Annotated in this window: 25 protein-coding genes; 9 read left to right on the forward strand and 16 right to left on the reverse strand. The window is 28.5% G+C overall.

The window, feature by feature from the left end:
* Positions 1-27 precede the first annotated feature (27 nt).
* Positions 28-519: a hypothetical protein gene (locus CBLAS_RS06290; protein ID WP_106871962.1), complete on the forward strand. Its 492-nt coding sequence runs from the start codon at positions 28-30 to the stop codon at positions 517-519.
* On the opposite strand, the gene CBLAS_RS06295 is transcribed toward CBLAS_RS06290, so the two are convergent.
* The 3 genes from CBLAS_RS06295 to gltX are packed head-to-tail and all read right to left on the reverse strand — an operon-like array spanning position 416 to position 3,622.
* Entirely contained in the window at positions 416-2,053 is a 1,638-nt protein-coding gene (locus CBLAS_RS06295) for a lytic transglycosylase domain-containing protein (protein WP_106871964.1), read from the reverse strand. The two genes, CBLAS_RS06290 and CBLAS_RS06295, sit on opposite strands and share 104 nt — an antisense overlap.
* Positions 2,037-2,330 (reverse strand): YggT family protein, encoded by a 294-nt coding sequence (locus CBLAS_RS06300; protein WP_106871966.1) that lies wholly within the window; start codon positions 2,328-2,330, stop codon positions 2,037-2,039. The genes CBLAS_RS06295 and CBLAS_RS06300 overlap by 17 nt, the downstream gene beginning before the upstream one ends.
* Entirely contained in the window at positions 2,327-3,622 is a 1,296-nt protein-coding gene (gene gltX / locus CBLAS_RS06305) for a glutamate--tRNA ligase (protein WP_106871968.1), read from the reverse strand. Before gltX ends, CBLAS_RS06300 begins: the two co-directional genes overlap by 4 nt.
* A 116-nt stretch (positions 3,623-3,738) precedes the next feature.
* Between gltX and mscL the strand changes: the two genes are divergently transcribed.
* The 7 genes from mscL to CBLAS_RS06340 all read left to right on the forward strand — a co-directional run bounded on the left by mscL (position 3,739) and on the right by CBLAS_RS06340 (position 9,496).
* Positions 3,739-4,140: a large-conductance mechanosensitive channel protein MscL gene (gene mscL / locus CBLAS_RS06310; protein WP_106871970.1), complete on the forward strand. Its 402-nt coding sequence runs from the start codon at positions 3,739-3,741 to the stop codon at positions 4,138-4,140.
* Entirely contained in the window at positions 4,140-4,778 is a 639-nt protein-coding gene (locus tag CBLAS_RS06315) for a Crp/Fnr family transcriptional regulator (protein WP_106871972.1), read from the forward strand. Before mscL ends, CBLAS_RS06315 begins: the two co-directional genes overlap by 1 nt.
* A 162-nt stretch (positions 4,779-4,940) precedes the next feature.
* Positions 4,941-5,894 carry a metallophosphoesterase gene (locus tag CBLAS_RS06320; RefSeq protein ID WP_244948127.1) on the forward strand — a complete coding sequence of 318 codons (954 nt, stop codon included), beginning with the start codon at positions 4,941-4,943 and terminating at the stop codon, positions 5,892-5,894.
* A gap of 2 nt (positions 5,895-5,896) precedes the next feature.
* Complete coding sequence (locus tag CBLAS_RS06325) at positions 5,897-6,676, forward strand: phosphatidylserine decarboxylase (protein WP_106871974.1); 780 nt, start codon at positions 5,897-5,899, stop codon at positions 6,674-6,676.
* 50 nt (positions 6,677-6,726) lie between these two features.
* Positions 6,727-7,170, forward strand: coding sequence for a type II secretion system protein (locus CBLAS_RS06330; protein WP_106871976.1), 444 nt, complete (start codon positions 6,727-6,729; stop codon positions 7,168-7,170).
* A gap of 52 nt (positions 7,171-7,222) precedes the next feature.
* Positions 7,223-7,663 (forward strand): type II secretion system protein, encoded by a 441-nt coding sequence (locus CBLAS_RS06335; RefSeq protein WP_338152846.1) that lies wholly within the window; start codon positions 7,223-7,225, stop codon positions 7,661-7,663.
* Positions 7,664-9,496: a primosomal protein N' gene (locus CBLAS_RS06340; protein WP_106871978.1), complete on the forward strand. Its 1,833-nt coding sequence runs from the start codon at positions 7,664-7,666 to the stop codon at positions 9,494-9,496.
* Here the strand turns inward: CBLAS_RS06340 and queC are convergent.
* On the reverse strand, positions 9,493-10,167 hold the full coding sequence (gene queC, locus CBLAS_RS06345; RefSeq protein ID WP_106871980.1) for a 7-cyano-7-deazaguanine synthase QueC: 675 nt from the start codon (positions 10,165-10,167) through the stop codon (positions 9,493-9,495). The genes CBLAS_RS06340 and queC overlap by 4 nt on opposite strands.
* A 53-nt stretch (positions 10,168-10,220) precedes the next feature.
* Between queC and ybeY the strand changes: the two genes are divergently transcribed.
* On the forward strand, positions 10,221-10,625 hold the full coding sequence (ybeY, locus tag CBLAS_RS06350) for an rRNA maturation RNase YbeY (RefSeq protein WP_106871982.1): 405 nt from the start codon (positions 10,221-10,223) through the stop codon (positions 10,623-10,625).
* 2 nt (positions 10,626-10,627) lie between these two features.
* On the opposite strand, the gene mrdA is transcribed toward ybeY, so the two are convergent.
* The 12 genes from mrdA to CBLAS_RS06410 form a co-directional block, all read right to left on the reverse strand.
* Complete coding sequence (mrdA, locus tag CBLAS_RS06355; protein ID WP_106871984.1) at positions 10,628-12,427, reverse strand: penicillin-binding protein 2; 1,800 nt, start codon at positions 12,425-12,427, stop codon at positions 10,628-10,630.
* Entirely contained in the window at positions 12,424-12,909 is a 486-nt protein-coding gene (locus tag CBLAS_RS06360) for a hypothetical protein (RefSeq protein WP_241517612.1), read from the reverse strand. The genes mrdA and CBLAS_RS06360 overlap by 4 nt, the downstream gene beginning before the upstream one ends.
* A 26-nt stretch (positions 12,910-12,935) precedes the next feature.
* Positions 12,936-13,532 (reverse strand): ribosome biogenesis GTP-binding protein YihA/YsxC, encoded by a 597-nt coding sequence (yihA, locus tag CBLAS_RS06365; protein ID WP_106871986.1) that lies wholly within the window; start codon positions 13,530-13,532, stop codon positions 12,936-12,938.
* Positions 13,529-14,032 (reverse strand): LptA/OstA family protein, encoded by a 504-nt coding sequence (locus tag CBLAS_RS06370; protein WP_106871988.1) that lies wholly within the window; start codon positions 14,030-14,032, stop codon positions 13,529-13,531. Before CBLAS_RS06370 ends, yihA begins: the two co-directional genes overlap by 4 nt.
* Positions 14,008-14,532: an LptA/OstA family protein gene (locus CBLAS_RS06375; protein ID WP_106871990.1), complete on the reverse strand. Its 525-nt coding sequence runs from the start codon at positions 14,530-14,532 to the stop codon at positions 14,008-14,010. The genes CBLAS_RS06370 and CBLAS_RS06375 overlap by 25 nt, the downstream gene beginning before the upstream one ends.
* Positions 14,523-15,011, reverse strand: coding sequence for a KdsC family phosphatase (locus CBLAS_RS06380; protein ID WP_106871992.1), 489 nt, complete (start codon positions 15,009-15,011; stop codon positions 14,523-14,525). The genes CBLAS_RS06375 and CBLAS_RS06380 overlap by 10 nt, the downstream gene beginning before the upstream one ends.
* The gene (hisB, locus tag CBLAS_RS06385; protein ID WP_106871994.1) at positions 15,008-15,580 is read right to left on the reverse strand and encodes an imidazoleglycerol-phosphate dehydratase HisB; all 573 of its coding nucleotides are present in this window, start codon (positions 15,578-15,580) and stop codon (positions 15,008-15,010) included. Before hisB ends, CBLAS_RS06380 begins: the two co-directional genes overlap by 4 nt.
* A gap of 2 nt (positions 15,581-15,582) precedes the next feature.
* Positions 15,583-16,209, reverse strand: coding sequence for a septal ring lytic transglycosylase RlpA family protein (locus tag CBLAS_RS06390; RefSeq protein WP_106872075.1), 627 nt, complete (start codon positions 16,207-16,209; stop codon positions 15,583-15,585).
* Between the two features lie 109 nt (positions 16,210-16,318).
* Entirely contained in the window at positions 16,319-17,530 is a 1,212-nt protein-coding gene (locus CBLAS_RS06395) for a lytic transglycosylase domain-containing protein (protein ID WP_106871996.1), read from the reverse strand.
* 8 nt (positions 17,531-17,538) lie between these two features.
* Complete coding sequence (locus tag CBLAS_RS06400) at positions 17,539-18,321, reverse strand: TatD family hydrolase (protein WP_106871998.1); 783 nt, start codon at positions 18,319-18,321, stop codon at positions 17,539-17,541.
* A 120-nt stretch (positions 18,322-18,441) separates the two neighbouring features.
* Positions 18,442-19,965 (reverse strand): AAA family ATPase, encoded by a 1,524-nt coding sequence (locus CBLAS_RS06405; RefSeq protein ID WP_106872000.1) that lies wholly within the window; start codon positions 19,963-19,965, stop codon positions 18,442-18,444.
* Positions 19,962-20,819 carry an NAD(+) kinase gene (locus CBLAS_RS06410; RefSeq protein ID WP_106872002.1) on the reverse strand — a complete coding sequence of 286 codons (858 nt, stop codon included), beginning with the start codon at positions 20,817-20,819 and terminating at the stop codon, positions 19,962-19,964. Before CBLAS_RS06410 ends, CBLAS_RS06405 begins: the two co-directional genes overlap by 4 nt.
* Positions 20,820-20,898 lie beyond the last annotated feature (79 nt).

Raw genomic sequence — 20,898 nt, forward strand, 5'->3', positions numbered from 1 at the left:
ATATATTAAAAAGTAGGATAAATATAAATGAAAAAAATATCATTAACATTAATTATAGCTCTTTTTGTTATATCTTGCGCGGATAAAAATGCAGTTCATGAACCAGTTAAAAATGAGCTTTTAGCTTATACTCAAAAATTTGAAATAGTAAGAACTGGAAATGATAGGTATTTAGCCATTGGAACATATTTAAATCCTGTTTTAAAAAAAAATACAAATGAAGAGATTTTTATACTGTCTTCATATCCAAAAGAAGAGCCCATAAACTTAAAAACTATAAGAGTAAATGGCGATAGCAATCTATCTATTAAGAAGCTAGATTACAATGACGAACTTTTAAAACTTGTAAATATTAATCTTCCTTGGAGCTATCACTATAAAATAATAGCTCCTGTAAAAAATAGTAACTATTTAACTATTGCTTACGATACGAATCGCTCTTTGAGGGCTGTGTTAAAGTTTCAAAAAGTTTCAAAATCGATGTATTGGAACCCGGAGATAAAGCTTGATAATAGATAATATAATTTGCTAAAACTTTTTTAGCATACTCCCTACTTTCAGTATACGGCACAAGCTCCATTGATAAAAATGGCTCATACTTGCCTTCATTAAAAAGATCTCCTTTTAAAAGCATTCTTTTTGTGAAGCCTATACCGCCATTATATGCATAAGCTATAAAAACTGGATTATAAAGATATTTCTCTAGCCAATCTAAATGCATATTTGCAAATTCATATGCAATTTTTGGATCAAACATATCATCTTGATCATATATTTTCAAGCCCTTTTTTTTTGCCCAATCATTTGCAACAAATGGCATAAATTGCATTAAACCCAAAGCATAAGATGTTGAAACTACACTTGGTATAAAACGGCTTTCTTGTCTAGCAATAGCTAAAATAAGTGCTTTTCTATGCGTAGTTGAATCTTTTATATACTCCATAAAAGGCATTGGATAAAAATTATCATTATATCCTGAAAGCTTATTCATTATATATATATATTGCCCCATAGTCTCTTGCGTATTAAATTTAATCGCCAAAGATTTAAGCGTTTCATTGTCTGCATTTTTAACTTTGATTTGCAACCTAACCCATTCAAATGGATCTTTTATATTATAGTCTTTTATATTTTTTTTAGAAGGCGTTGGAATTACAACATCAATTTTGTTTAAACCTGTTTTTTCTTTTGCATAAAGAGAGTAGATATTTATATCGTTACTTTTAGCTAGATTATCTAGAGTTTTACTATTTTTTGTGATTAAATAGCTCCAAAAGATAGATTTATCTCTATCAAATTGATATTTATAAGTTTTTGCAGCTTGATCAAAAAAAGCAACAGCACTATCATCTTTATTTAACTTAATAGCATTAAGCCCTAAGAAAAATGCTTCATCTTGACTAAAATTAGATGAATTGATATCTAAAAGTGAACTTCTTAAGGTCTTGTGCCTATCATATACAACAGCATCTTTAATAAATGTCTTAAAATACCAATAGTTAGAGAGATTATTGGCAAATTCTTTTTCTAATTTAAAATCAAACTTGCTATTTTGCTCAGACTTATTAAGAGACATATAGTATGAAAAAAAATTTTTAACATGTTTTGTATCAGCATAGTATTTAGCTGGATTTTCTCTATCATATCCATTTAGTAAATTTACATAATCTGCATATGAGGATAGCTCCTTAATAAGCTTTTGTCTGTTTTCTTTTGAAATATATTTTACAAAATTTGGCCACATTCTATTTAGTTTACAAGTCAAATTTGCATCTAAAATATTTTTTGCATTAACCCCTTTACAAGGATCAATTTTTTTAGATTGTGTCACAATTGCACTTAATTTTCTTTCAAGCTTTCCTTTATTCCTATAGACATCTTTTGATAACTCTTTTATCTCTTTTTTATCATATTTTGTCTCGGTAAGAAGTCTATAAATATAATAATCTTTTGCTAAAGATCTTGGCTTATTTTTTAGCTCTTCATAGCTTAAAACACCAGCATTTACAAAAATTGTAAAAAATATAAGTAAAAAATTACATTTTAGCAGCATATACAAATACTAAAGAGAGTAAAAATTTATTAAAAAACTGAAGCGCCAAAAGAACTATTAGTGGTGCAAAATCAAGCCCACCAAAAGTCGTTCGAATATATCTTCTTATATATGCGTAAACAGGTTCAGTTAGCCTATAAATTATCTGAACGAACTTATTATATGGATCTGGGTTTACAAAGCTCATAACGGCACCTATTATTATAACAAAAATATAAGCGGTTATAAGTGTACTTACTATCTCAGCAACTGCTACTAAAAATGCTTGCATTATCATTTAACTATCTCCTTAATGTCATCTTTTATATATTGATAAAGTTCGCCTAATTCAGGTCCATAATCTAAACCTGTAATTAGCAAACGAAGCGGCATAAAAAAATTCTCTTCTTTTAAATTTAAAAGCTTCATAATCTCTTTTTTAAACTCTTCAAAACTATTTGGAATTTCCATATTTATAATGATATTTCTTAGAATTTCAGCACTATTTTTAAATTCATCTGAAATCTCTTTTTTGCTATATATTTTTAAAACTTTATCTTTAATTTCAGGTACTAAACTTGCTTCTTGAGTGTAAAATTTTATTAGATTTACATATTTTTCATCTAAACCAAATAATTCAACAAGCCTTTTATTGCTAGTAATTTTAATATGGTCTCTATTTAATTGAGTCAATTTTTTTATATCAAATTTAGCTGGACTTTTCGATAAATTTTTAATGTCAAACCACTCTATAGCTTCATCTAAACTAAAAATCTCTTTTGGAGTTTTATTACCAAGTAAAATTAGATAATTAATTATAGCTTCTGGCAAAAACCCTTGTTCTAAAAGCCATTTTACAGATGAGCTATCATCTCTTTTGCTTATTTTTTTACCATGCTTATTTAAAATAATTGGCAAATGTGCATATTTTATATCTTTATTATACCCTAAAGATTTCCTAATATACTCTTGCTTTGGTGTGTTGCTTGTATGATCTTCGCCTCTAATTATATAAGTTATATCCATCAACATATCATCAATGGCACAAGCAAAATTATAAGTTGGAGTTTTATCAAATCTCATTATAACAAAATTATCAATATCTTCTGGGCTAAAGTTAAGTTCACCTTTAATTTCATCAATATATTTTATAGTTCTTTTTGGTTTTTTCATACGAATTACAAATGGTTTTTCGCAATTTAGAACCTCTTTGTCTGATAAGTTATCACAAGCTCCTTCATATCTGTAAGGTCTATTTTCTTTTTTGGCTAACTCTTTTTTGCTTTCCAACTCCTCTTGTGAACAAAAACAGCAAAATGCCTTTTTATCCATTAAAAGTTTATGTGCAAATTCTCTATGAAACTTCAAATTATCACTTTGTATATATAATTTATCCCATTTTATTCCAAATTTAGTTAAAATTTCTTTGATTTCTTCATCTTTTCCATCTATATTTCTCTGTTTATCTGTGTCCTCTATGCGTAAAATAAACTTTTCATTACTCTGTTTAGCACAAATATAGTTAAACAAAGCAACTCTTAAATTACCAATATGCATATCTCCTGTTGGCGATGGTGCAAACCTATACATCTCTATCCTTGTTTTTAGTTTTATTATGATTATACATATGTTTTGCTAATAGTTAGCAAAACAAATATTTACAAAATTCTAATATAATCTTATAAAAATTTACTTAAAGGAATAAAGTGAGCTTTATAAAGGAATTTAAAGAATTTGCTATGCGTGGTAATGTCATCGACTTAGCGGTCGGTGTAGTAATCGGAGGGGCTTTTGGTAAAATTATAAGCTCATTAGTTGCGGATATTATTATGCCAGTTATTGGGGTTATTACAGGTGGTATAAACTTTACTAATTTAAAATTTATATTAAAAGATGCGGTCGGCGAAACTCCTGCTATAACTTTAAATTATGGAAATTTTATCCAAATTAGTGTTAATTTTTTAATAATTGCTTTTTGTATATTTATGGTTATAAAAGCCATAAATAGTTTAAAAAGAAAAGAGGAGAAAAAAGAAGAGGCGCCAAGCAAAGCACCTGAGGATATTTTACTACTTCAAGAGATAAGAGATCTTTTAAAAAATAAGTAATGATTGAAAATATACCTTTTTTTAAAACACTTTGCAAAAAAGATTTAGATAGATTAGGAGAGATAAGTTTTTATAAATCCTATAAAAAAGATGAAATTTTATTCTTCGAAGGACAAAGCTCCAAATGGCTATATTTACTAACTAAAGGAAACATTAAAATTTATAAAACTTCCCCAAAAGGCAAAGAGATATTTTTAAGAGAAATTCGCCCTATAAGCTTTGTTGCTGAACTTGCAAATTTTGAAAATATTCCATATCCGGCTAGTTCAATAATGCTGACTGATGGAGAGATTTTAAAGATTGATTATTCTAAATTTAGAGATGAGTTTTTACTAAAACCTGAAATTTGTTTTGAGATGTTAAAATCAATCTCAAAAAAATTAATATCAATGAATGATGTTTTCACAAAAGAGCTTATTTTGGACAGTGAGGGTAAAATTGCAAAGTTTATTTGTGAAAACTTTGAAGCATTTACAACACTAAAGTATAATCAAATTTCAAAGATACTTAATTTATCACCTGAAACATTTTCAAGAATCATCACTAAATTTAAAAAAGATAATCTTTTAATTGTAAATAGCAATCAACAAATTGTATCTTTTAATAAAGATAGTTTAAGTAAATTTTATATAACTTAAAGGGCTGCTATGTTTTTTAAATTTGTATCTACAACAATTTTTACTCTTATGAATCTTTATAGCTTGAATTTTTTTCAAAATACATTTTTAAACAGTAAGAATAAAATTTACCTAAACGCTATATTCGTCTTTTGCTTTACCCTGATAACTCTATTTAATATATTGTATTTTATAGCTTTTAGAGCAGAAAACCTAAATGGTGTCTTATTTAAAGCTTCAGCTATTAGCACAGGGGCTAGTTTTTTACTATTTTTATCATCAGCTCTGTTTTCAATTATAGGCTTTACAACTAAATTTGTTAAATTCAGCAATAAAAGAAGAGAATTTTTAAAATTGTCTTTTAATATCTCATTTTTAATATTTATATTTTCATTTTTATTTAAAGGGTTTTATAATGGGATTAAAAAGCCTTTTATAAATAGAGTTGATATTAAAATTTCAAATTTAAAAGATGATTTAAGCCTTGCCGTGCTTAGTGATATACATCTTGGAAAATATCTTGGAAAAAGTTTTTTGGAGTTATTAGTTGATGAAGTAAATAAACTAAATGCTGATGCCCTGCTTATAGTTGGTGATATGTTTGATATAAAAGCAAAAGACTTAAAAGATACATTAAATCCACTTAATAATCTAAAAATACCTTGCTTTTTTGTTTTAGGAAATCACGAATATTATAGTGGAGCATATGAATTAATTGAAGTTTTAAAAAAATATAAAGTTAAAGTTTTAGAAAATGAAAATTTAGAGTTTAAGGGCGTAAATTTCGCTGGAGTATACGATAGAGCTGGGCAAAGATTTGGGTATTTAAAGCCAAATTTAAAAAAAGCTTTACAAAATAAAAATGAAAATTTACCAACAATTTTGTTAGCACATCAGCCAAAGTATATTTATGAAAATGTAAAAGATGAGGTTGATTTATGTATTTGTGGACATACTCACGCAGGACAAATTTTTCCATTTTCCCTTCTTGTGCTAATGGAGCAAAAATACTTATATGGACTTTATAAAGAGCAAGATAAACAAATATATGTAAGTAGTGGTGCAGGTTTTTGGGGGCCTCCTGTTAGGATACTAGCTCCTGCTGAGATAGCATTTTTAAATTTAAAAAAAGGTTAATTATGACAAATTTAATTTCTTGCATTTTTGGAAAAATAGCAAGTATAAAATTTCCAAAAAAAGTTCAAAACTTTATAAATAAAAGTTATGTAAATTATTTTAAAATTGATATGAGTGAGTTTAAAAACTATACAGAATATAGGAGTTTAAATGAACTTTTTACAAGAACTTTAACCAAAAAAAGAGAACTTTCATGCTCAAATTTCATAAGTCCAAGTGATGGTGTAGTTTTTCAAACAGGAGTTAGTTCAGAGTTTAAAGCTTTTAGCATAAAAGGCATTGATTATAATATTAAAGAGCTTTTAGATGAAGATATAGATGATGAGTTAAAATATCTAAATATATATCTTTCTCCAAAAGACTATCATCACTATCACAGCCCTTGTGACTTACAAATTTTAGAGGCAAAATACATACCTGCAAAACTCTATAGCGTTGCAAAAAGCGCGATTTTAAAAATTCCAAATTTATATGCTAAAAATGAAAGAGTTATTTTAAAGACAAAACTTGAAAATAATAAAATTTTATGGCTTGTTTTTGTTGGGGCTTTAAATGTTGGAAAAATGAAATTTAATTTTGATAAAAACATTCAAACAAATGCAAAAAAAGGTAAAAATATATATAAATATGAAAATTTACTCTATAAAAAAGGTGAACATTTAGGAAATTTTGAATTAGGCTCAACTATTGTAATTTTAGCCAATCAAGATAGTTTAAATTTTGATACTCAAAATAGTGAAAATATTAAGTTTGGGCAATCGTTAGGTGAAATCTTAAGCTAGTTTTAAATATTTTTATACTTAAATATATAATACACAAGAAGGAATATTAAATGAAAAAAGCTTTTACGATGATTGAACTAATATTTGTCATAGTAATTTTAGGAATACTTGCAGCTGTCGTAATCCCAAGATTAGCAGTAGCAAGAGATGATGCAAAAATTAGTAAATTTTCTCAAAATCTTTCTATGACAATAACAGATTGTATCTCTTTTTATATATCACAAGGCAAGTATGACAAAGATATATCTAAAATGACAAATGTTGATGTTGTGAATAAAAAAGACTATACTGCAGAACTTGCTATGAATGATGTAAGTTGTGTTAAAATAGTTTTGTATAATGAAAATGATACAAAAAATGGTATAAATAAAGGCTCTTTAGAAGTTATTCCTATAAATAAAGATAATGTAATTTGCAAAAAATTACATTTGATTCCTTCTATAAAAAATCATCTTCAAGCTAAAAGATATATAATTAATAATACAATAAATTAAACTACATTTTGATATAATAACTTATAGAATCAAATAATAAAAGGATTTAAGTATGAAAAAAATGAAATATGGTTTTACAATGATGGAGTTAGTTTTTGTTATAGTTATTTTGGGAATTTTATCTGCTGTTGCTATTCCTAGGTTAGCTGTAAGCAGAGATGATGCAACTGTTGCAAAAATTAGAGCTGATCTATCAGCCATTAGAAGCGGAATATCATTAAAAAAATCTGAAAATTTGATGTCTGGAAATGTTGCAACTCCTAAACTTGGAGATTTTTTTGAAAATGTGCTAAGCAAGCCGTTATCAAAAGGTGATTCAAGGAATGGGTGGACAAAAAATAGTGATAACTCTTATACCGCCTGCGTTGCTGGGCAATGCGCTACATTTACATACTATGAAACCAAGCAAACTATAAAGGTAGGCACAAAAGATCAAAATGTAAGTGCTGGTACTTTATTGTGTCAAGGTAAAAATTGCCATCTTTTTGAGTAAATGAAATATTATAAAGTTGCTATTTTAAATAAAAACTTAGAACCATTAACTTATCACTTTGATAAAAATGTATCTATATACTCCATAGTTGAAGTTGTTTTAAAAAACAAACTTCATAAAGGAGTCATAATAAAAGAGGTCGAAAAACCAATCTTTAAAACTGCAGAAATTTCTACAGTTTTAGAAGAAAAGCTTTCCAAAATGCAAATAAGCTTAGCAAACTTTATCTCATACTACTATATATCTAAAATTGGAATCTCTTTTAATCTATTTACACCATACAAAAATAAAAACGATCAAAATATAAATTTTAAACTAAAACCAAATTTAAGCCCAAATCAACAAAAAGGCTATGAGTTTATAAAAAATAATCAAATTTCTCTTTTGTTTGGCGATACGGGAAGTGGAAAAAGTGAAATTTATATAAGTTTACTTGTTGATATTTTAAACAAAGGAAAACAAGCTCTTTTTTTAATGCCTGAAATTTCCTTAACACCGCAAATGGAAAAGAGATTAAAAAAATATTTTGGCGATCACATCGGTGTTTGGCACTCAAAAATAACAAAGTCTGAAAAAGAAAAGCTACTAAAAGATTTTGAAAATGGCGATATAAAACTAATTGCAGGAGCTAGGTCTGCTCTTTTTTTGCCATTTACAAATTTAGGACTAATTATAGTTGATGAAGAGCATGATGATAGCTACAAATCTTCTCAAAATCCAAGATACAATGCTAAAGATTTGGCTTTATATATAGCTAAAAAACTTGATAGTAAAATAGTTTTAGGCTCAGCAACACCATCTCTATCTAGCTTTGTAAAACATCCTAGCTTTAGACTAAAAGGAACCTATTTTAGTAGCCAAAAAACGATTGATTATGATATTAGTGAAACTAAAATTACCCCAAAAATTCTCCAAGAGTTAAAAAACACTCTATCAAATAAAAATCAAGCCATAGTTTTTTTACCAACAAGAGCTAATTTTAAATATATGATCTGCAAAGAGTGTAAAACCATTGTAACTTGTCCATATTGTAGTGTTGGGATGAGTTTTCACAAAAGTAAAAATGCTTTAGTTTGCCACTATTGTGGATTTAGCATGTATGCAAAAACTAATTGTGAAAAGTGTGGAAATGAGGTTTTAGAGTCAAAAAGAATGGGGACAAGTGAGGTAGTAAGCCAGCTTCAAAGCTATTTCCCTAGTGCAAATATTGCTAAATTTGATAGAGATGAGATAACTACTCAAAAAAAACTTATAAATATACTTAGTGATTTTAATGATGGAAAAATTGATATACTAGTAGGAACTCAGATGCTTAGCAAAGGACACGACTATCATAATGTAAAGCTAGCTGTTGTTATGGGAATTGATGCTGGGCTTTCATATGCTGATTATAAAGCTAGAGAAAAAACTCTCTCACTTGCTATTCAAATAGCAGGTCGTTCAGGTCGTACTGGAAAAGGCAAAATTCTATTGCAAACGGAACAAGCTGATTTTTTTAAAGATTATATAGAAAATTATGATAAGTTTTTAAAAGAAGAAAAATATTACCGAGATGGGCTTTACCCTCCTTTTACAAGGCTCTTAAGAATTTTAATATCTCATAAAAATGAAAAAAAAGCAGAAGAATCTATGCAAATTTGCTTAAACAATTTAAAAAAAATTGAAGATATAGAGATGATTGGCTATGGAAAAGCCGCTATTGAATATATATCATCTAAATATAGGTATGAAATTTTGATAAGAGCTAATTCACACAAGCCTTTAATAAAAGCAGGGAACATTTGCGATACCACAAATGTTCAAATAGATATGGATCCAATCAGCTTTAGTTAAACCTCTATTTTGTAAGGAATTTCATCCTTGTATCCTGCCAACTTAAAACCTTTAAGTCTTAGTTTACAACTATCACATTCACCACAAGCCTTATCACTTGCCTCATAACAACTCCAAGTGTATTTTAAAGGAACATTGAGTTTCATTGCCTCTTTTACAATTTCAGCTTTACTTAAATGGACAAGTGGCATTTTTACCTTAGTCTTTACCTTTGTAGCTCGACCTAAATTTATACTTTTTTCAAAAGATTTTATAAATTCTTCTGAACAATCAGGATAACCACTACTATCCTCTTCCACAACACCTATAAAAATAGCTTCACAACCCTCTTTTTCAGCTAAAGCCGCTGCAATGCTTAAAAATATTCCATTTCTAAATGGAACATAGGTTATTGGAATCTCTTTATCACTAAGATTGTTTTTTGGAATTTCAATACTTTTATCAGTTAGTGCATTTGCTCCAATTTGAGCTATAAAACTAACATCTAAAATTTCTTTTTTATAAACATTTAAATCATCACAAATTTTTAAAAAAGACTCTTTTTCCCTCTCCATTGTTCGTTGAAGATAATCAAAATGCAAAGCAACTATCTCATATCCTTCATTTTTTGCAATGTAGGCACAAAGTGTGCTATCCATTCCGCCACTAATTATACAAAGTGCTTTTTTCAAATTTAATCCTTTTTTAGATATAATTTTATCAAAATTTCATATAAAGGTTTTAATTGATAAGTTGTGAAGAAGAATACCCAAATATATTAAATGATATAGCCAAAACTCTTTTAGATGATGAAATAGAGCTTGTTTTTGTAGATAGCACTGAGATGCAAAAAATAAATAAAAATGAGAGAAGCATAGATAAAACTACTGATGTTTTAAGCTTTCCATATGAAAAAATGTCAAATTTCCCAATCGGATCTATTGTTATAAATAAAGAGCTTGCAAAAGAAAAAGCAGATGAATTAAACCATGATTTTACCAGTGAAATCGCCCTTCTTTTTATACATGGACTTTTGCACATATTAGGATATGATCACGAAAATGACACTGGAGAAATGAGAGAAAAAGAGCTAGAGTTAATTACTAAATTTAACCTACCAAAAAGTCTAATTATTAGAAGCCAATCTTAGTTTTATTTTTTATTTGAGGTATTTGGGATATCTATATACCCCATCTCTATTAGTTTTTCATAAATCTTTTTTACTATTGGAGAGCCTGCACTACTGCCACCACCACCATGTTCAACTAAAACAGTAACAGCATATTTTGGGTTCTCATATGGACCAAAGCTAGTAAGCCAAGCATGAGAGCGATGATAATACTCCATATCTTTTTCTTTCATTCTTACAAGTTCACTTTGTGGAATTCCAACAACTTGTGCAGTTCCTGTTTTAGCTCCTATGTTTATAGGAATACCTTTAAAGTATTTACTGGCTGTTCCTTTTTGATGGTGTGCTACCTCAAACATCGCCTTTCTAATATATGGAAGTTGCTCTTTTTCAAAAGCATTGAAAATTTCAGTTGTTTTAAACTCAACATCTTTTCCATCAATTTTTCTAATAAAATGCGGCGTTAGTCCTTTTCCACTTGCAAGCTCTGCTGTGTATTTAGCTATTTGCATAGGTGTAACTAAAAAATTTCCTTGTCCAATTGAAGTAATAACAGTTTCACCCATATACCATGGTTGATTATACTTTTCCATCTTCCAAGCTTTATTTGGAACTACTCCTATAAACTCATTTGGCAAATCTATCCCCGTTTTTTTGCCAAGCCCATATTTTTGTAAATTTGCAGATATATAATCTATTCCAACAACTAAGCTACCCTCATAAAAATAGACATCACAACTCTCTCTAATGGCATCATTTAGATTTATTTTACCATGTCCCCAAGTTTTCCAGCACCTAAATTTACGGCCACCTAGCTCTATGTAGCCACCACACCTATATTCTTGCTCTTTTGTAATAAGCCCACTATTTAAAAAAGACATACCAACACCCATTTTTATAACAGATCCTGGCGGATAAAGTCCATTTATGAGTTTATTTGTAAATGGGTGATCTAAATCTTCTATTAGCTCCCTCCACTCTTTACTAGAAATTCCTGTAACAAATGGATTTAGTTCATACTCAGGGTAGCTCCCGGCACCTATGATTGCGCCTGTATTTACATCCATTATAACAACAGCCCCAGCCTTATCTTTAAAAAGTTCTTTCAAAAACTTTTGAAGTTCCATATTTATATGAAGTTCTATATCTTTGCTAGTTGGCTTTTCATAAAAAATTTCTTCAACAACTTTATTTAAAGCAGTAACTTTTGTCTTTCTAGCTCCTCTTTCTCCTTGAAGCTCTTCATTGTAATATGACTCTACTCCACTTTTACCAATCTTATTTGTAAGCTTAGAAAGTGGGTTATTTTCCATATCTTTTGCGTTGGCTTTGCCAACATATCCAATAATATGGGATGCTAAGTCGTTATATGGGTAAAATCTAATACTTTTTGACTCCACTTTTAAATTATCTCTTAAATTTAACTCTGAAAAATGTGGAACAACATCATCATAATTTAAAAAATCTACAACCTCGATAAAATCTTGATTATACAAAGAGTTGTTTCGTTTATATGTTTTTTCAACCTCAGTAGCATTAATATCTATAAATAGATTGGATAGGTACTTAACCTCTGTATCTAAATCAGATGCTTTTAAATGGGGTGCTAAAAATATAGAAAAACCAAGCCTGTTTATAGCTAAAGCATTTCCTGTTGAGTCCATTATCTGACCCCTAACAGGTGGTAAATAGTTGGTTTTTATAGCATTTGATTTTGCTATATCTGTATAATAATCGCTAGCTTTAATACTTAGATAATAAACCCTAGAAATTAGTGTTATCCAAACAACAACCATGATACTAAAAACTATTTTTAGCCTCATATGATTCTGCCTTTAAATACAAGTAACACAAACACAGATTCAATTAATATATAAAAAATATACTCATATCCAATTGGTAAAAAACTCTCATCTTTAATATGCAAAACAAGATTACTTGCCATAAAGCTCCCTAAATAGCCAATAATAACTAATATAACTAAAAATAAATTTCTAAATTTTACCTTTAAAAGAAGCCATGTAAAGATAAAATAATAAAATATACTAAAAAAAATAGCAGTAGAAAATACTTCAAATCCATGTAAAATTTCTGCAATTAATATAAAAAATATACTTTGATACCATTCAGAATTATAATCTTTATAATTTTTTATTTTTTCATAATTTAAAATAACTGTATATGTAAAAAAAAATCCAATTAATGGTGGAAAGGCTATAAATAAAGACGATAATATTTGATATATCAATATAATACATACAAATAAAATATTTTTTGTAGATTTTTTTGATAAACCTTTTTCCATATTCTACCTTATAAAACCAAGCTTATCTATACACCTAAAGCGCTTTTTAAAATAGATTCTTTAGCCTTTTCTATACCGATTTTTTTAAAAGTAGAGACAAAAACTGCATCTTTATCATGCTTTAATAGCTTTGATTTATCGCTTTGATTTAGTTTGTCACATTTAGTATAGAGATTTAAAATTTTTTGATCTCCTCTTAAAAAGCTCTTTAAATATTCATCCACTCTTATATCTAGCTCTAAGTTATACTGCCTTGAATCAATTAAATGTATAAACAAACGAATATTTTCTCTTTTTTTTAAAAATTCATCAAGAGCATTTTGCCAGATATTATGAGTTTTTTTTGAAACTCTTGCATAGCCAAATCCTGGCAAATCAACAAGCATTAAAGAGATATCTTCTTCATCTTTTCTAAATTTAGCTTCAAAGAAATTAATAAGCTGTGTTTTTCCTGGAGTTGAGCTACTTTTAGCAAGGTTTTTTTGTCCAACTATGGCATTTATAAGACTGCTTTTACCCACATTTGAACGCCCTAAAAAAACAACCTCAGTAAGCCCATAATCATCACATGCGTTCAAATTTGGAGCAGAAGTTAAAAACTTAGCATCAATAACCTTTATCAACCTTTATCCTCTATTTGGAAAATTAGCCTTGCTGGTTTTTTACTAGGATTTTTAGAGCTTCTTGAGCTTTCAACTTCGTATTTACCATTATCTTGACTAATAGTAATCTTATCGCCAAAAACTTCTCTTTTAGTAGTTATTTCATTAATATATGCATTCCCTTCTAAGGTGTATATGTTTGTATTTGGATCATATGTCAAAATATCACCCTTGCCTTTATATTCACTATTATTAATCATTATATTAAATCTAGCATTGCCTGTTGCTTTGTATTTTAATGGATTTTTATCTTTATCAAAATATATAAAAAATTTATCACTATTTAAAGTATCAAAAGAGCCCTTTTTCATCTTTACATTACCTGTTAAGACACTTTCTAATTTTATCTCATCTGCAAAAAAATTATCAGCAGTAACCTCCACTTGTTCGGCATTTAATCCTAAAGAAAGTATCAAGATAAAAAATAGAAATTTGATTAATCTTGTTTTGTTGAAAACCATGCATTTACTCCTTTTGCAAAAGTTTGTTTTTTGTTTAAATCATATATAACGCTAGAGCCTATTACTTTTTTATCATCTTGCATTGCTACAAAAGGCTTATCACTTTTAATGGTTTTTTCTTTTGAGTTATACACAATCTCATCAGATTTATATTGTAAATTATCACTATTTAGATATATTGCGTTATCTATAAATGTAATTATGTCACCTTTATAGATTGCCTTATTAGCTGTTAAAGTATTATTTGTATCTTTGTCTATATTTTTTCCTATAAAGTTAAAAAATTCATCCCTAGTTGAATATCTTATTCCTTTTTGGGCTTCAAACGAAGATAGAATAATTTCATTATTTACCTCATAATCAATTATTCCTTCCATCTCTATACTTGCAATCTCAAGCTCATTTTTAAAAAATTCACTTAAATATGGAGCTTGTACGCTTAGTATAACCATAGCTATACTAAAAATAGCAATAGCTACATAAAAAATTCTTATAACCATTTTTTAAGCCACAGCTCTTTTAAGTCATCTTTTTCTATGATAATTTCTATCATCTCTCTTATAGCACCTTCACCACCTTTTTTTGACAGTGTTATATCTGTTTTTATATCATTCATTGCATCTTTAGGTTTAAAACTAAACTTTACAGCCTTTAAAAGTTTTAAGTCATTAAGATCATCTCCAATAGCTGCTGCGCTACTAAAATTTAGACCCTCTTTTTTTAAAATTTCTTTTGCATCGCTTAATTTATCTTTTGAGTTTTGAATGAGATAATGAATTCCTAGCTCCTTAGCTCTATATTCTACTATATTAGATTTTCTTCCTGTAATGATAGCGACCTTTTTTCCAAGCTTAATCCAATTTACAATACCAAAGCCATCTTTTGTATTAAATTTTTTAATCTCTTCTTTGCTGTTGGTATAATAAATTCCGCCATCACTCATACACCCATCCACATCAAGAAATATAATATCTATCATAAAATTCCCTTTGTACTAGGAACTTTCATTTTTTCATTTTTCGTTAAAGCTCTTCTAAATGCAACTGCAAATGCCTTAAATGTAGCTTCTACTATATGATGTTTGTTGCTACCTCTTAAAACATTAATATGCAAAGTAATTCCTGCATTAAATGCCAAAGCTCTAAAAAACTCTTCAACTAACTCACAATCAAACTCACCTATTATTCCATTTTTTATACCATTATAAAACAAAAATGGTCTATTTGAAAAATCTAAAGCACATTCAACAGCAGCTTCGTCCATAACAACAACGCTATTTCCATACCTTTCAACTTTTTGTATAGGATATACTGACTCTTGTATAGCTTTTCCTATTATAATTCCTATATCTTCAACTGTATGATGTCCATCAACGTATAAATCACCATTACAACTAAGTTTCATATCCATTAAAGAGTGCTTTGTTAAAGCCTCTAACATATGGTCAAAAAAACCAATGCCAGATGAAATTTCTGATTTTCCATCGCCATAAATCTCTAAAGCGATTTTTATATTTGTCTCTTTTGTAGTTCTACTTTTTTCTATCATCTTTACTGCCTAGTTATAAATGCACCGCTAATATGCGTATTATAAGCAAAATCTCTTGCTTCTTCTTCACTTCTAAATCCAGTTAAAAATACTCTATAAATTGGATATCTATCAAGTTCAAACTCACGAACTACTGCACTATATCCGCCTGTTCCATCATATTTATTTTTATATATATTTGCACCTTCAAGCCTTCTAAATGCTCCAACTTGAACCATAAATACTCCACCTGTATATACTCTTTCAGAACTAGGGGCTGTTTTTGAAATTTGATGACCATGAAATCCAACAACCTCAAGTATAACAGGTGCAGTACCAGTAGCTATAACACCTAAATCATTTGCAACTTTTTTAGATAAATCGATAATTCTACCTTTTACAAAAGGACCCCTGTCATTTATCCTCACAATAGCGCTTTTTGAATTATTCAAATTTGTAACTTTTACCATAGTGTTCATAGGATATGTTTTATGTGCTGCTGTTTGTGCATACATATTGTATTTTTCACCATTTGAGGTGCTTTTACCATGAAAGTTTGGTCCATACCAGCTAGCTAGTCCTCGCTGTATATCCCCCACCTTTACAGTTGTAGGATAGTACGTTTTGCCATTTATAGTATATGGTCTCATTGTGGCTGGTGTTTTGCTACTTGAGGTTTTATAAACCTTAGTATGTGGTGTAGAAGTGGAACATCCGTATATAAAAAATAGTATACAACTAATAACAATTAGCTTTTTTCTAAGGAATGACAATTGTATCTCCTGCAACCAAAATTTGATTTTTAATATTATTATTTTTGATTATATCTTTTTTATCAACATTAAATTTACTAGCTAAAGCAAGCAATGTATCCCCTTTTTTAACTTTGTATTTTTGAGGTTCAAAAGAGGCTACTGGAATTTTAAGTTCTTGATCTACTTTTATAAAACTGTTTTTTAAATTATTAGCAGCTTTTAGTTCCTTAATAGTAGTGCCAAGTCTATTGGCAATAGAGCTTAAAGTATCATTTTTAGCAACTTTATATGTCTGAAATTTGCTACTGTTTTTTTCATCCTTAATAACTTTGCCTATATAGTTTAGTGCATATAATTCTAACTTATCTTCTGGTATATAAAAATAATACCCTTCGCTTCCCCTTGGAGCCTCTCCATTTTTTATATGCAGGTTATATTGTTGCATGATTTTTAAATCTAAATTTATACTATTTGAAACACTATAAAGCTTTGTTCCTGGTTTAACCATTACTTTTTCTAGTTTATATCTAGATTCAAGACTTGATAAAAGCTGTTTTGAATCCTCTCTTTTTGAAATTATTGAATATTTTATGATTCTTTTTATGAAATTCTTAGTCTCTTTGGGTGTTTTACTACTTAAAAGTATAGTGCTAAAATCATCGCTATCTCCGTGGCGTATCACTTTTCTCATACAGCCATCACCACAATTATAGGCCATCAAAGAAACATACCACTTATTAAACTGTGCATTTAAAAAATCAAGATATTCAAAAGCTGTATCAGTTGAAGCGAAAGGATCTCTTCTCTCATCAACATCTTTATTAACCCTTAATCCAAAAGCTCTAGCAGTTGATGGCATAAATTGCCACATTCCGCCTGCTCTCATATTTGAAGTGGCTCTGTTTAGAAATTTAGACTCCACCATAGCAAGATAAAGTAAAAAATATGGTGCTTCTATATTTGCAAGTTCATTTTGGACAATAGACACATTCTCTGGGCTATTTTGTATGATTGTTTTAAAATCTCTTAAGTCTCTATCTTTGATACTATCTTGTATACTGCTAAGAATATCCATATTCTCTTTTGTATTTTTTATATTAAAATCATATAAAATTTCATGAAGTATCAATTTAGATTTGTAATTAGCTGAATCTGTATTAGCCTTTAGAGCAATAGCCAAAGTAGATATTGCTATAAGTTTTAATAAAAATTTCATTTTTCTCCTTAAATTAAAAAAAGACTTTTAGCATTAAATGTCGTAATCTCTTCTAGCCTTTTTCTTTCAATGTTTAATATTTCGCTCATTTTTTCAACAACAAACCTAGTATAGCTTGGCTCATTTCTCTTGCCTCTATTTGGAACCGGTGCAAGATATGGTGCATCTGTCTCAACAAGAAGTTTTTCTAGTGGAATTTTAGGTAAAATTTCAACTAACGCCTTCGCATTTTTAAAAGTTAAAACACCACCAATTCCAAAATGAAAGCCATGATCTTTTAATCCAAGTAAAAGTTCACTTGAATTAAAACAGTGCAAAACACCACCAACAAGTTTATGGCTATTTTCTTTTAATATATCAAAACTATCTTGGTTTGCATCTCTAATATGAACTATTAAAGGTTTTTTAAGCTCACTTGCTAAATCAATCTGAGCTAAAAAAACTTTTTTTTGTTTTTGTTTTTCTAAATCGCGTTCATCTTGTGTTTCAAAATCCTCTTTTAAATGGTAGTAATCTAATCCACACTCACCAATCGCAACACATTTTTTATCTTCTGCCATCTCTTTTAAAAAATCAATATCAAAATTATCATGATGATATGGATGAACTCCGGCTGCAAAGTAGATATTTTCATATTTGTAGCAAATATCTCTTGCTTTTTTCAAATCTTTCATATCAGCCCCAGGTATTATAATCTTTTCAACACCTGCTTCTTTTGCTCTTAAAATAACATCATCTAAATCATCATCAAATCTTTCATCATCTAAATGGCAATGTGTGTCTACTATCAAACCAGTCCTTTATAATAATAGTGTTAAAGATAATTAATCATAAATTTAACAACTATAATATTTTACACTAAAATATATAACAATAGATTTTAGCAAAAAATTAACTAATAAACCTTAAACTTAGATATTTTTGAGTTTCTTTGCGAACTCAATTGCCTCATTTGTTATAGTCTCGCCACTTATCATCCTAGCAAGCTCTATAATTTTCTCCTCTTCATTTAATTCATAAACAACAGATATGCCATCTTTTTTCTTAATTACAAAATGAGAATTTGCCCTTGAACCTAGTTGAGGAAGATGGGAAATTGCAAAAATTTGATAGTATTTTGAAATTCTAACAAGCACATCTGCTATACTCATAGCCTCTTTCCCACTCAAATTTGCATCAATCTCATCAAGTATGATAACGCCATTACCAAAGCCTGTTATATCTGCACTACTAGCTATAAAAGCAAGTCTTAATCTATTTAATTCACCTGAACTTAGTTTTTTTAATTCGGTATTATTTATATGAAACTCAATACTATCTTTACCTAGATTATCAATATCTTTTTTTGAAAAAACTATATTAATATTTTCCATATATAGATCTTTTAAGTATCCATTGATGGAATTTTGAAGCAACTCTTTTACGCTTTTTCTTGAATTAGTAATTAAATTTGATATTTCATTTAAACTTTTTTCAAGCTCTTTATATTTATGTTCTAGCTCCTCTTTTGTAAATTCTATATTCTCATAACCCTCAAGCTCTTTTTTTCTAATTTCAAGGGCTTCAAGAGCATTTTTAATACTTCCATATTTCCTATCTAAATAGCTTAAGCTTTCAATTCTGTTTAAAATATCTTCAATGTCAATCTCGCTTAACTCTTCCATATTTAGACTATCTTTTTTAAACCTAAGCTCATTCATAGTTTCTTCAAAAAAAGAGCTATCAATTCCACTTATATTTAATGCTTCAACTACTTTTGACTCAAGGTCAAAAACCACATCTGCCATTTGCCAAGCTTCATTTATCTTATCAGCCTTACTTAATTTTTTCTTTATCTCCATAAGTTCTTCAAATTCACCTACTTTAGGTGAAATTTCTTCTATTTTACTTATCTCAAATTTAGCAAATTCCTTTAATTCTATAAGCTTTAATTCATCTTCTTTTATCTTGTTTAGCTCTTTTTTTATTTCTGTAAATTCTTTGAAATTTAATCTTAATTTTTCTAAATTTGATTTATGCTTTTTATCTTTTTTTGTAGCCAATGTATCAAGCAGGTTTAAAAGTTTTTCATTTTCAAACTCATCAACATTTCTAACAGTTAAATATCTTATATGTTGTGAAGTTATTGTATTTAGATTTTTTTTAGATATAAACTCGCTATTTATAAAGTATCTAACACTTTTTTCTCTAACCATCTTAAAGCTATTTATATCTTCACTTGTTATTCCAAATTCACTCATATCAAAATCAAAATCAACATCAGCCTCAAGCAACCTAGCCTCGCTTTCACTAAGCCCAAAAACTGCTAAAATAGCACTCATTAAAACAGACTTTCCAGCACCACTAACACCAGTAAAAACGCTAAGTCCTTTTTTGAACTTAAGTTCAGCCTCTTTAAAGCTTAAATGATCTTTAATATAAAGCTTAGTTATCAAATTATATCTCCTTTTTTAGAACCCCAGCGAAGTTTATCGTTTAAAACTTTAAAATAATCTCTATTTAAGTGCCTTATCAAATTTGCCCTTGTCTTGCCAAGTTTTATAATTATCTCATCAAAATCACTCATATTAAAAAAATCTTGTCCATCTATAACTATGTGAATTTTACTATCTTTTTTACTTTTAAAACTAATTTCATACTCCATAGGAAGTACTAGCGGTCTTTGTGTTAAACTATGTGGCGCTATTGGAGTAATTACATAAACTTTGCTTAAAGGATATATTATAGGACCATTTGCGCTTAAATTATATGCAGTTGAGCCAGCAGGAGAGCTTACTATTATCCCATCTCCAAAAAATGTATTAAAATATTTTTGGTTTAAATATGCATCTATATCACTCATAGAAAGAAAGCTATCTCTGCTTAAAACAACATCATTAAAGGCTATTTTTTTAATATCTTTTTGACCTTTTTTCCTAAAAACAGCTTCAAGCATATATGGTCTTTCAATTTCATAATTCCCTTTAAAAAAATCATCAAAAAAAACAGACATTTCATCTAGCTTAATATCAGTTAAAAAACCTAAATTTCCATCATATATACCTAGAACAAATATATTTTTTTTAGCCACTTCCCTACAAGTTGATATAAGTGTTCCATCGCCACCTAGGCTTATTATTAAATTAGTTTTTTTACAGATACTATCTAGGCTTAAATCTTTGCTATTTAACAAAACTTCAATATTATATTTTTTAAAAAAACTTATAATCTTATCAACACTGCTATTATTTTTAGCAACCAGTCCAATTGCCCTTAAATTATTGTGAATTTCAATATTTTCTTCTAACATAATTGATATTTTATTAAAAATTAGCTTTATAAAAGCAAAATTTTACTATAATGTCCATTTACAATACACAAAAGGAAGA

The organism is Campylobacter blaseri (assembly GCF_013201895.1).
GTDB lineage: Bacteria > Campylobacterota > Campylobacteria > Campylobacterales > Campylobacteraceae > Campylobacter_B > Campylobacter_B blaseri.